At 40.7% G+C, this 12936-nt stretch carries 10 protein-coding genes and 2 pseudogenes; 5 read left to right on the plus strand and 7 right to left on the minus strand.

Translation table 11 applies throughout. The features are described 5' to 3' along the window. Both ACLS0A_RS04845 and ACLS0A_RS04850 read right to left on the minus strand, forming a co-directional pair. Window positions 1–382: lactate/malate family dehydrogenase (locus ACLS0A_RS04845; protein ID WP_423106796.1), on the minus strand; the 382-nt coding region annotated here is incomplete at its 3' end. 101 nt (window positions 383–483) lie between these two features. Further along, complete coding sequence (locus ACLS0A_RS04850; protein WP_416082564.1) at window positions 484–1365, minus strand: LysR family transcriptional regulator; 882 nt, start codon at window positions 1363–1365, stop codon at window positions 484–486. 98 nt (window positions 1366–1463) lie between these two features. Here ACLS0A_RS04850 and ACLS0A_RS04855 point away from each other — a divergent pair, with 98 nt between their 5' ends. From ACLS0A_RS04855 to ACLS0A_RS04875, 5 genes and pseudogenes are all read left to right on the plus strand, one after another. Further along, a complete protein-coding gene (locus tag ACLS0A_RS04855; RefSeq protein WP_103855086.1) occupies window positions 1464–1703 on the plus strand; it encodes a DUF896 domain-containing protein in 240 nt (79 codons plus the stop codon). A gap of 69 nt (window positions 1704–1772) precedes the next feature. After that, window positions 1773–2642 carry a pirin family protein gene (locus ACLS0A_RS04860; RefSeq protein ID WP_416082565.1) on the plus strand — a complete coding sequence of 290 codons (870 nt, stop codon included), beginning with the start codon at window positions 1773–1775 and terminating at the stop codon, window positions 2640–2642. A 39-nt stretch (window positions 2643–2681) separates the two neighbouring features. Next, complete coding sequence (locus ACLS0A_RS04865) at window positions 2682–3335, plus strand: IS1595 family transposase (RefSeq protein WP_416082566.1); 654 nt, start codon at window positions 2682–2684, stop codon at window positions 3333–3335. Between the two features lie 487 nt (window positions 3336–3822). After that, a pseudogene (locus ACLS0A_RS04870) lies at window positions 3823–4094 on the plus strand (transposase); the annotation flags it as partial. Between the two features lie 103 nt (window positions 4095–4197). Continuing rightward, on the plus strand, window positions 4198–5856 hold the full coding sequence (locus ACLS0A_RS04875) for a bifunctional metallophosphatase/5'-nucleotidase (RefSeq protein ID WP_416082567.1): 1659 nt from the start codon (window positions 4198–4200) through the stop codon (window positions 5854–5856). A gap of 96 nt (window positions 5857–5952) precedes the next feature. On the opposite strand, the pseudogene aqpZ reads toward ACLS0A_RS04875, so the two are convergent. The 5 genes and pseudogenes from aqpZ to parC form a co-directional block, all read right to left on the minus strand. Next, window positions 5953–6641 (minus strand): annotated as a pseudogene (aqpZ, locus tag ACLS0A_RS04880) (aquaporin Z). A 263-nt stretch (window positions 6642–6904) separates the two neighbouring features. Continuing rightward, window positions 6905–8155 carry a NupC/NupG family nucleoside CNT transporter gene (locus ACLS0A_RS04885; protein ID WP_416082568.1) on the minus strand — a complete coding sequence of 417 codons (1251 nt, stop codon included), beginning with the start codon at window positions 8153–8155 and terminating at the stop codon, window positions 6905–6907. Window positions 8156–8179: 24 nt separating this feature from the next. Then, a complete protein-coding gene (locus ACLS0A_RS04890; protein WP_416082569.1) occupies window positions 8180–8977 on the minus strand; it encodes a 4Fe-4S cluster-binding domain-containing protein in 798 nt (265 codons plus the stop codon). After that, entirely contained in the window at window positions 8977–10521 is a 1545-nt protein-coding gene (locus tag ACLS0A_RS04895) for a YjjI family glycine radical enzyme (protein ID WP_416082570.1), read from the minus strand. The genes ACLS0A_RS04890 and ACLS0A_RS04895 overlap by 1 nt, the downstream gene beginning before the upstream one ends. 153 nt (window positions 10522–10674) lie before the next feature. Further along, complete coding sequence (parC, locus tag ACLS0A_RS04900) at window positions 10675–12924, minus strand: DNA topoisomerase IV subunit A (RefSeq protein WP_416082571.1); 2250 nt, start codon at window positions 12922–12924, stop codon at window positions 10675–10677. Window positions 12925–12936: the final 12 nt, after the last annotated feature.

The raw sequence follows: 12936 nt of genomic DNA on the forward strand, positions 1-12936 counted from the left end.
GGGGGCAGATCAGAATATCACAAGGATTGGTAACCACAATGATAATTGCATTGGGTGTATGGCGTTCTAATTGACGAGCAATCTCCACGGTGATTTTCGCATTGATATGACCGATCTCTAAGCGATCTTGTCCCACTTTAATTTGTGCACCAGCAGTGATCACCACCACATCGCTATCACGGGTATCTTCATATTCACCGGAAATAATTTTGGTGTTTTTGGCGAAGGTTAATGCGCTAGTATGGCTGAAATCTAACTGTTCGCCACGAGTACGCTCTTTGTTAAGATCCACCAAGACTACTTCTTGGCATTCACCCATAGTCAGAAGATAATTACAAATGCCTACGCCCACCGCGCCTGCACCGATAATGGATACTTTCATTGTGTTTTCCTGTATTTGTTATAAGTTAAGTTGTTTTCAAAAGGGCGTTAATCTTACTTTATCTGTTTCCCTTGCTCAACGCCTGAATAGAAAGTGCGGTGTTATTTTGGCGAATTTTTTGCTATTTCGCTCAAAAAATTAACAAATGTCCGCACCGTTGGCGCAAGCCCGCGATTTTTATAATAAATGGCATATAAAGGCACGCTTTCTACTTGCCAATCGGGTAATAATTTTTGCCAATGAGGTTGAATTAAGCCTGAAAGCTCAGGCAACAGGGCAATGCCGTAGCTATCTTCAACAAGCTGAGCCAACACTGAAGCATCATTGGCTTGTAAGGCTTTTTTCCCTTGGATTAATTCCCGTTGATTGCCCTGCTTGAAAAGCCAATTTTTGCCATCACTTTTATGTAGCAAGCGGTGGTTTTTCAGTTCTTGTGGCGTGTGCGGTGTGCCATTTTCTGCTAAATAATTGGGCGAAGCGTAAACGCCAGAAGCAATATCCAGCAAATGTTTGGCAACCACATCATCAAGCTCAAGCTCACCAATGCGTAAGGCAATATCTACACCTTCTTGCAATAAATTCGCACGGCGGTTTTCCATCGTGATATTCAGTTCAACATCAGGGTGTTGTTGCAGATAGTACGATAAATGTGGTGTGAGCCAATAACGCAAAATTTCACTAGAAATGGAAAGACGTAGCAACCCACGAGGCGAGGCTAAACAATCTGCCACAGAATTCACCGCACTTTCTGCCGCTTCCACCGCAATTAAAGCGTGTTGATAAAAATGTTCACCCAGATCATTTAAACGTACCCCATTACGATTGCGATCGAGCAGTTTGCTGCCTAGTTGGTTTTCTAATTCTGTCAAACGGCGGCTTAAGCGAGATTTTGGCACGTTTAGCTGTTCAGCCGCTTGAGTTAGGCTACCAGATTGGATCACGGTAACAAAAAAGCGCATATCATTGAGATTGATTTGTTGCATAAATAGAACCTTTTGTTTCAAATTTGACTATTGTTCACTGTATAGAACAAGTATAAACTACGCCACAAGAAATAAGCAAACAGTTTAGGAGAAAGAAAATGCGTATTTTGGAATTAGATAGAATTAACGAATTAGCGCGTAAAGCAAAAGTTACCGCACTTTCTGAAGCTGAATTAAATGAGCGTAGTGCGTTGCGTCAGCGTTATTTAGCAGCAATCCGTGGACAATTAACCAATATTTTATCCACCGTAAGCGTGGTCGATCCAGATGGCAATGATGTTACCCCAACGAAATTGCGTGAAGCACAACGTAGTGGAATGCAAGTTGCCACTTATTAATGAACTAACCGCCCTGAATATTCAGGGCATCACAAAAAACAGAATTGATCAAATTTAGGAGAAAAAATTATGCGTACAGTAAATCGAGTATATCAAGCACCACAACAACATTGGGTGGGCGATGGCTTTTATGTATCACCTTTATTTTCACATAGCCAACAGGATAAAGTAACTAGCCCGTTTTTAATGCTAGATTACGCAATGCCAATGGAGTTTAAACCTCATAACGGCGCGCCAAGAGGCGTAGGTGCACATCCACACGCAGGATTTGAAACCGTCACAATCGCGTTGCAAGGTGAAGTGGAACACCGCGATAGCGATGGTAACGGCGGCGTAATTGGCTCAGGCGATGTACAATGGATGACCGCAGGAAATGGGATCGTACACCAAGAGTTCCATAGCGAAAACTTCAGCCGTACAGGCGGAATGTTTGAAATGCTACAACTTTGGGTAAACTTGCCAGCGAAAGACAAAAACGCCCCAGCGGGTTATCAAAGCATTAAAGCGGCAGATATTCCAACTTATCACTTTGCGGATAATGCAGGAACAGCACGCATTATTGCAGGTGAACTGGACGGCGTAAAAGGCCCAGCTCGCACCTTTACTGAGTTAAATATGTGGGAAATGGATATTAACGCAAACCACAGCGTCACCATTAACGTGCCAGAAACCCATCATTTAATGTTGGTGGCATTACGCGGATCTGCCGTGATCAACGACAGCGATCGTGCGAATCCAACAGAATTGGTGATTTTCAACCACGAAAACGGCGAAGTAAAAATCACCGCAGGTGATGAAAACGTAAAAATGGTGCTACTCAGCGGCGTGCCAATTGATGAGCCAATTGCAGCCTACGGCCCGTTCGTAATGAACACCCGCGAAGAATTAATCGAAAAATTCAACGCGTTTAACAAAGGTGAGTTTGGTGATATTCATTAAGGGGCTGTATTAGATTAGCAGTTATGTTAGTCTATAAAAATGAAGATAACTCATTGTAAACTCAAGAAATCTATACAGAAAAAACTGCTCGAATTTTTTGTACTTGAAGTAACAGCCCGTTCAGCGGCAAATTTATTAGAAATTAACCCTAATTCAGCTGCCTTATTTTATCGCAAAATCAGGGAGGTGATTAGCTACCATTTAGCTCAATATGCCAATGAAATTTTTGCTGGTGAAATTGAACTAGATGAAAGTTATTTTGGTGGTAAAAGAAAAGGAAAACGGGGGCGAGGCGCGAAGGGTAAAACAGCTGTTTTTGGTATGTTAAAGCGAGAAGGAAAAGTTTATACCGTTGTCGTTGAAAATACCAAGACAGATACCTTACTCCCTGTTATTAAAAGGAAAATTATGCCTGATAGCATTGTTTACACCGATTATTATCACAGTTACGACGTGCTAGATGTGAGCGAGTTTAAGCATTTCAGAATTAATCATTCAACCCATTTTGCCGAAGCCAAAAATCACATTAATGGGATCGAAAATTTCTGGAATCAAGCTAAAAGAGTGCTCAGAAAATATAACGGAATTGATAAAAAATCCTTTCCGTTATTCTTGAAAGAATGTGAATTTCGGTTTAACTTTGGGACACCAAAAGAACAGCTAAAAATTCTGCGACTTTGGTGTGGAATTTAGGGCTTATCTAATACAGCCCCTTCATTAATGACCTATCTGTCTAGTTTAAAGGCTTGCCGCCATCGTATATGGCTGCAAGCCTTTCTGTTTTATAAACATTGCTATTTTAGTTTGGGTTGTTGTGTTGCATTAGGTAAAGTGTGGTTAGATGTGATGGTGTGCGATAAGATAAATTTGACTATTGCTATAATAACCTAATTTTTAGATAAAAAAATTTGGGGGCTGTATTATTAGATTAACAGTGATGTTAGTCTGTGAAAATGAAGGCAGCTCATTGTTAAGTAAGGAAATTTATACATAAGAACTACTAGAGTTTTTGTGTTTGAAATTACAGCCCCTCTACGGCCAATTTACTAGAATTTAACTCTCATTCTGCCACCTTGTCTTATCGCAAAATTAGAGAAGTAATCAGCTATTATCTAGTCAAGCTACTCATGAAGTTTTGTAGATTAAATTAAACTGGAAGGAGGTTTATGGGGAGAATAAAAGGAAAATTATGTCTGATAGTATTGTTTATGCTGACTATTATTACAGTTACGATATGCTAGATGTGAGCGAATTTAAGCGAATCATTTACCTCATTTCGTAGAAGCGAAAAATCACATTAATGGGATTGAATATTTCTGGAGTCAGGCTAAATGAGTGCTGAAAAAGTATAACAGCATTGATAAGAAATCTTTTCCATTATTCGTGAAAGAATGTGCATTTCGGTTTAACTTTGGCATATCAAAAGTACAGCTCAAAACACTACAACTTTAGTGTGGAATTTAGGGGTAATCTAATACCTTCTTCTCTAAAAATAAGTGTTATACTACTAATCAAATATATCCACTACAATTCTGATGAGGTATTAGGAGGCATTATGAAAAAAATTCTCACTGCTATACTTGCATTTTCTTCTATAAGTATTGCTGTGGCAAAAGAAGTTAATATCAAAATTTTAGGTACTTCAGATGTGCATGGTCGGGTTGTGCCTTGGAGCTATGGTGCGGATATTGCTGATCCTTCGGGTTCTTATGCCCAAATTTCCACTTATGTGAACGAGGTTCGTAAAAATAATCCTAATGTTGTTCTAGTGGATATTGGTGATGCAATTCAAGATAATCAAGTGGAAGTATTCGCTAAAACGCCTGAACATTATAAAAATAATCCCATTCCTAAAATACTTAATCAGATGAAATACGATATTTTCATTCTAGGAAATCACGAATTCAATTTTGGTATGACGGCACTAGATGAAATCCTAAAAGATATGCAAGCTCAAAAGCTAACAGCAAATTTTTACTATAAAGATGGTCGCCGTTATCTTAAGCCAACTACGATAATTGAAAAAGACGGAGTGAAAATTGGCGTGATTGGTTTGACTACGCCAATGTCTGCCACTTTTGAGCTAGATACAGGCTATCTTGATCAAATGACCTTCACTTCTCCTATTGAAGAAACCAAAAAACAAATTCTCCAATTAAAGCAGAAAGGAGTTGATGCGATTGTGGTTTTGGCTCATATGGGAATTGAAAATGAAAATAATATTCCAGATACAGGTGTCGCTGATCTTGTCAATGCAGTAGATGGCATTGATGTGATTATCGCTGGACATATGCATAAAAATATTCCTAGTGTAACTATTAAAGATACATTGATCACGGAGCCGCATCGTTATGGTACAGTGGTTTCAGAGGTAGATCTTACTTTTGACGTCGAAAATAGTCAGGTTAAACTGATAAATAAAACTGCAAAAACGGTTCCAGTAAAAGATCTACAAGCTGATGAAGAAATTATTAAAATTTATCAGCCTTATCATGATGAATTACGTCGTTTAAATAATGTGATTATAGGAAAAACAGAAAATACAATGGTACCCCAAGGTGAAAACCATGGTGTATCTTTTGCTTTTTCTCAAGATACGGGGCTGTCTTCTTTTATCCACGATGTAGAACAATATTATAGTCAGGCTGATGTTGTTTCCTTTGCCTTTGATCACCAGAATGTCCGCTTAGAAAAAGGGGACATTAAGAAAAAAGACATTATCTACAATTATCGTTATGCTGGCGGTGATGTTAGCGTTTATGAGATGACAGGAAAGCAACTCAAACAATATATGGAATGGTCTGCCGATTATTTTGATACCCTTGAACCTGGAGATAACACCTATCGTTACAACGCAAAACGCGCTAAATCCAAATATGTTACTTTTGATTTATTTGGTGGTGTAAGTTATCAAATTGATTTGCGTAATCCGCAAGGACATAAAATTGTAAACCTCTGTTTGGCTGATGGTCGTCCAGTTACTGATGATATGAAACTTAAAGTAGGAATGAATTCTTATCGTTTTGGACAATTAATTAAAAAAGGAGGCATTTTGGATGGACAACAAATTCCATTACTATGGGAGTCTAAAGTCGCATTAGGACAGGAAAATGGCACAATTCAAAATATGATGATGAATTATATCCGCGAAGTTAAAAAAGGAAAAATTGAAGGTAAAAGCCATAATCGCTGGAAAATTATTGGGTTAGATTAAAGTATAAATATTAAAGTGCGGTTAAAATTTTCAGAATTTTTTTGTGAAGATAATAAACGGCGGTTAATTTTGACCGCCGTTTATCATTTAAGTAATTTACTCTTGTTCTAATAATGTACGGTAAATTACACCGCCGATAATTCCGCCTACGATAGGTGCAAGCCAAAATACCCATAATTGCTCAACAGCCCAAGTACCTTGGAATAAAGCTACAGCGGTAGAACGGGCAGGATTCACAGAGGTATTAGACACAGGAATACAAACCAGATGAATAATTGTTAATGTTAAACCGATTGCGATTGGTGCAAAACCAGCTGAAGCACGTTTATCTGTCGCTCCGTGAATAACAATTAAGAAAAATGCAGTCAATACGATTTCAGCAAGAATCACTGCCGTTAAAGAATAACCACCGGGAGAATGTTCCCCAAATCCATTTGAGGCAAAGCCACTTGCAGTAACATCAAATCCTGTTTTGCCTGATGCTATACCATAAAGCACAGCACCTGCGCAAAGCCCACCTACAACTTGAGCAATGATATAACCAAGAGCATCTTTCGCATGGAAACGTCCACCTGCTACTAAACCTAATGTTACCGAAGGATTAAAATGTCCGCCTGAAATATGCCCTACAGCAAATGCCATTGTTAATACAGTTAAACCAAATGCGAGGGCAACACCCGCAAAGCCAATCCCTAGTTCAGGAAATGCTGCGGCTAGTACCGCAGAGCCACAACCCCTAATACTAACCAAAATGTTCCGAAAAATTCAGCGAAAAGTTTTTTCATTTTTTGAGTCCTATAAGTTAAATTAAATTATAAAATGTTCAGGTATATTGCCTAGCATTGGGTTAGTCATAAAGAAAAATAAAAGGTTGCGTAAACTTATGTAAAAGACAGGCTTACAATAAATTGAAATTTATTGACATATAATAATTTGTTTTACTAGATGATTTAAAAGAAAGAGTGCAGAAAACTTATCTATAAAGGTGCAGGAAAATTCGTTAGCAATAAATAAGGGCTGTCAGGACAGCCCTTAATTTTTTGAGTGATTAACTCAATGCCGCACCACTGAGATCAATAAAGAATCCTGCGATAGTAGCGCTCATTAGGTTGGCTAGTGTGCCGGCGATGACGGCTTTTAAGCCTAGACGAGCGATGTCTGAGCGGCGGGTTGGCGCCATACTACCAATTCCGCCAATAAGTACGGCAATTGCGCTGAAGTTAGCGAAGCCACATAAGGCAAAAGTGATAATGGCTTTGGTTTTATCGCTAAGTTGTACTGCCGCGTCAGGTTGTAAATATTGGGCGAACTCTAAATAGCCCACAAATTCATTTACGGCTAATTTCATTCCGATCATTTGTCCTGCAATTTCAGCATCTTGCCAAGGCACGCCGATGATGAACGCGATAGGTTGGAATAAATAGCCGAGTAGGCTTTGTAAGGTGAGATCGCCATAGCCAAACCAGCCACCGATTCCGCCGATTAAGCCATTTAATAAGGCGATAGAGGCGATAAAGGCGATCAACATACCGCCCACATTGATGGCAAGTGTTACCCCTGACGCAGCACCATTGGCAAGCGCTTCAACGATATTATTTGGTTTTTCTGTTTTGACGTTTTCCTCTAAGGTATCACTGAATTTTTCTGTTTGTGGATACATCAATTTGGCGAATAATAATCCTGCGGGTGCTGCCATAAATGATGCTGCGATTAAGTAGGTGAGTGGTACTCCCATACCAGCATAGCCTGCTAATACAGAACCTGCGATGGAGGCCGTTCCACCTACCATTACAGTAAATAATTCAGATTCTGTCATTCGGCTAATAAAAGGTTTAACTACAAGTGGAGCTTCGGTTTGTCCAACAAAAATATTGGCAGCCGCCGACATTGATTCTGCCTTTGATGTGCCGAGTGCTTTTTGTAGGCCTCCACCGATAATTTTAATTACCCGTTGCATTACGCCGATGTAATACAACACGGAAATTAAGGCTGAGAAAAAGACGATAATTGGTAGCACTTTGAAAGCAAAAATAAAGCCTACATTGCTTGGATCGGCAAGGTTTCCAAAAAGAAAGGCGATCCCTTCGTTACCATAATTAATTACTTTGCTCACGCCTTCAGCGGTGCTAAGCAGGGCATTTCTTCCCGCGGGTACATACAAAATCAGCGCAGCAAAGCCGATTTGAATGGCTAAGGCACCAAAAATAGTTCGGAAATTAATGGCTTTGCGGTTGTTGGAAAACAGCAAGCCAATGCCAAGCAGGACGAAAACCCCGACAATACTGATAATGAGATCCATAGTTACGCTCCTTGATGAATGAATTTAGGTAATTGTGGTAATTTTTTGTATTCCGCATTGTTTAGCAAATGCTGCCAGTGCCTGAGTTTCTTCCACTGTGGGAATAAAAGGGGTTAAACCAGTTTCATCTCTTGCCCCTTTGCTATGCACTCGAATAATTTTGAATAACACCTCGGGATAATCTCGTAGCAGTTGTGCCGCTTTTTCCACTAAGTGGTAGGCATCAAAAAAATCTTTGATAAAAACCAACCGCACTTCTTCAATTTTATTGTGCGGTAATAATTTGGCGAGGTTTTGCCAATTTCGGGTAAGGTTTTCTGTTTTGATATGCTGCGTTGTGGGGATAATTTGAGTTGGCACTTTGCCTTGCTGATTTCGGCGTTCAAAACAGAGTGTCTGTAAGCCTAAGCCATCACCTTTGAGATCAAAGAGAAATTTATCGGTTACGGCAATTAAGGATTGCGTGCTGTCATAATCAAAAAATCCGCTGCTATCAAGATAACAGGTTAGACCCTGCTGGCGAAGTGCGGTGAAAAGTGGTACTAATTTTTTATGATGAATGGTGGGTTCACCGCCGGAAACGGTAATGCCGCGAATAAACGGCACGGCGTTCATTACCTGATCATACAAATATTGCAAGCTGACCAATTTGGCTTCGCTATTTTTTCTTGGAATAGTTTCTGGGTTATGGCAATAAAGGCAATTTAGCTTACAACCCTGCAGAAAAATGCTGGTGCGATTGCCTTGTCCCTCTACATTAGAAAAGGGAATAATCCGATGTAGAGGAACATAAATTTCAGAAAGCGGAACTGGCTTAGTCATTATGAATTGGCGCTTACATTTTCTTCATCGCGCAATTGGCGATCAAAGACATTGGCGCAATCGTCTGTGCCAGAGCCATACCAAGTGGTATCGCGTAATACCGCTTCGCCTTTGCGATAACGCTCAACCTCGCTTTTCTTCACTAAATAGCCTGTTACGCGAATGAGATCGGTATTTTTTAGATAAGTTGTAATGTAGCGATAGCCTTGTGCGAAAGCGCCATCAATAATATCCACCACCGCATCTAAATGATCAGTATAGGTTTGATCGAAAGCAAAGAGATCCCCTGTACCAGAAGGGAAGTATTTATGGAATGGGGCCGATTGTTTTAGATGCGCTAATAATGTCGGTTCTTCACCTACGCGAATACGGTGTGCTGGCGTATTCATCTTATCTTCTTCGTGGTTGCTCGCCCCCACTTGCGCGTGCAGTAAATAACGATTATTGGTACGTTCCACATAAAGCCCTTTATGTGCGTTATTGACCTCTTCCAATTTATCCATAATGAGTGTGGCGATCTCATCACCACGTTGGCTTTGCCCGAAGGTTTCATTAATGCCTTCTTGTTGTAAAAGATGATTGACCGCATCGGCTAATCCAACAATAGCGATCATACTGGTGAAGTTTTCACGCTTGATAAATTCTTCTTGCGCTAAGAAACTGCTTTCAAAGAAATTGCTTTCTTCGATCAAGAATTTATGTCGTTTATCCATTGTGGAAAGGGCGAGTTTTGCTATTTTAGGTAATAATTCATTCACCATTTCGTCAACAGTTGAGCAAGCACGTCCGATAGTACCTAATCTTAAGCGAGTCAGGGTATAAGCACCGCCACATTCAGGCAGGGCATTGTAACAACTGGCGATACCATATTGTTCTCCCAGATCTTCAATGTAATAAGGATCATTGGCAAAAGAAGGTTTTGACACCAATAAACAGGCTTTGGCAGCAAGTTCTGCAAATTCACGCGAGGTTTTTTGTTTATCGTAGCGAATAGTCATATTTGGTGTGGTATTTTCTAGCTCAATGACCGCCTGTAAAATTAAACGTCCTGCTTTAGTGTCATAAGGGCCAATATTGGCGTGGCAGAAGGAATCTGCAATGGTTTTATCAATATGGTTTAAGAAACGTTTAATTTTGATGTAATCCTGGTTCTCGTCAGTAATAAAAGGATCGAGCAATTCATCTAAGCGTCCAATATAAACAGGATAAGTGGTAATGGACGGAACGTGGGAATAGAGAATGAGCAAGCCATCTAGCACTTCATCAAGATCTTTTGGTGGCGGTAAGTCAAGGAACTTACAGCCTTTTTGAATATAAACATTATAGTCAGGCAAAATATAACGCGGACGATAAATGGCATAGCCTTCACATAAATCACAAATCATATGATTTTGCAGATATTCCCATTCTTCTTCTGTGTAGCCTAATAAATCAATAGGGTTAAATAGCCGCTCAGCAATATTGCCTAAGCTCATTAATTTTTGATGATAGGTTAGATTTTTTGCTTTAACCACATCGAGAATATCTTGTTGTGAGGCTTGCATTGTTTGCTCCTTGTATAAAATCACGCTGAATTGACGCTGATTTTACCTAAGGAAAGAAAGAATTACCGTGATTTAGATCACAGACTTAAAGGAATAACAGGGAGTGAGAAAATAAAAGAGCTGAACAAAAATCTGTTCAGCTCTCAATATAACTTATTGATTTGGCTCAATCACTTCAATTTCTGCGCCACTATGCAAGCCCCTTGGTAACTGGCTGCCTTTGCGACCGCGCTCAGCACGGAAGCGTTGTAAATCTTCCGCTTTAAGGGTGATTTTACGTTTGCCTGAATGGAATACCAAGTTTGCTTGTTCGGAAATTAACAATAAGCGTACTAATAATTCGCTGCGATCTTTTGCGTTAGCCGCAGGGATAGAAACGATTTTGTTGCCTTTTCCTTTGGATAATTCAGGCAAATCTTGCACTGGGAAAATCAACATTCTGCCTGCAGAAGTGAGTGCCACGAGCAAGTTTTTATTTTCCTGTAAACTTAATGGAGGCAAGACTTGGGCATTTTCTGGCAAGGAAATCAAGGCTTTGCCCGCTTTGTTGCGTGCCACTAAATCGCTAAATTGGCAAATAAATCCATAGCCTGCGTCTGATGCCATTAATAATTTTTGCTCATCATTTTCCATTAACACTTGGGAAACCGTTGCTCCCGCTGGCAAGGAAAGTTTGCCCGTGAGTGGTTCGCCTTGTGAGCGTGCAGAAGGCAAGGATAGCGGTTCTACCGCATAGCTGCGCCCTGTGCTATCAAGGAATACCACAGGCTGATTGCTTTTTCCGTAGGCGTGCGCCAGATAACCATCACCTGCTTTGTAGCTTAGCCCTTGCGGATCAATGTCGTGGCCTTTGGCGCAACGCACCCAGCCCATTTGCGATAAAATCACGGTAACAGGTTCTGCTGGGATCATTTCGTTTTCAGCCATTGCTTTGGCTTCCGCACGTTCTACGATTGGTGAAAGGCGAGGGCTAGCAAAGGTTTTCGCATCTTGTTGAATTTCTTTTTTGATGAGCGTATTTAAACGGCGCTCTGATCCCAAAATTTGCTCTAAATTCAACCGCTCTTGTTCTAATTTATCTTGTTCCGCTTGCAGTTCGTGCTCTTCCAATTTGGCTAATTGGCGTAAGCGCAAGTTTAAAATAGCCTCGGCCTGTTCCTCACTTAAATTAAAGCGTGCCATTAATTCCTGCTTTGGCTTGTCTTCGTTACGAATAATGGCGATCACTTCATCAATATTTAAAAAAGCAATCATCAAACCTTGCAAAATATGCAGTCGGTTCAGCACTTTATCTAAGCGATGTTGTAAACGTCTGGTTACCGTGGTGCGGCGGAAAGTCAGCCATTCGGTGAGAATTTGCAGCAGATTTTTCACCGCTGGTTTGTTGTCCAAGCCAATCATATTCATATTCACACGATAGCTTTTTTCTAAATCCGTGGTAGCAAATAAATGCGCCATTAGGGCATCGGTATCCACGCGGTTGGAACGCGGCACTAGCACGATACGGATTGGATTATTGTGATCCGCTTCGTCACGAATATCTTCTACCATCGGCAGTTTTTTCGCATTCATTTGTTCAGCAATTTGGCTGATGATTTTTGATGGCGAGGCTTGGTGGGGCAGTGCGCTAATGATGATTTCGCCATCTTCTTTTTTCCACACCGCACGCATTTTGATTGAACCGCGCCCTTGCTCATAAATTTTGCGAATATCCTCTTTGCTGGAAATGATTTCCGCTTCTGTTGGATAATCAGGGCCTTGCAGCACGCCCATTAAGTCCGCTAAATTGGCTTTCGGATTATCCAGCAACATCACCGCAGCGTTCGCCACTTCATTGAGATTATGTGGCGGAATATCCGTTGCCATACCCACGGCGATCCCTGTTGTGCCGTTGAGCAAAATATGCGGGAGGCGTGCGGGGAGGTATTCGGGTTCTTCTAATGTGCCGTCAAAATTCGGCTGAAACTCCACCGTGCCTTGTCCCAGCTCGCTGAGCAAAATTTCTGAAATTTTGGCTAAACGCGATTCGGTGTAACGCATTGCCGCAAAGGATTTCGGATCATCAGGCGCCCCCCAGTTTCCTTGTCCATCAATAAGCGGATAACGATAAGAGAAAGGCTGCGCCATTAGCACCATAGCTTCGTAACAAGCGGTATCTCCGTGCGGGTGGAATTTACCTAATACGTCCCCCACAGTACGCGCTGATTTTTTATATTTCGCCGTGGCATTGAGCCCTAATTCCGACATTGCATACACAATACGGCGCTGCACGGGCTTTAATCCATCACCAATAAAGGGCAATGCGCGATCCATAATCACATACATTGAATAATTCAAATAGGCACTTTCGGTGAAGTTTTGCAGTGGCATTTGCTCAATGCCTTCGTAATTAATTTCTGCCATAAATTTGTTTTT

This window comes from Avibacterium volantium (genome assembly GCF_049366555.1).
Classification (GTDB): domain Bacteria; phylum Pseudomonadota; class Gammaproteobacteria; order Enterobacterales; family Pasteurellaceae; genus Avibacterium; species Avibacterium volantium_A.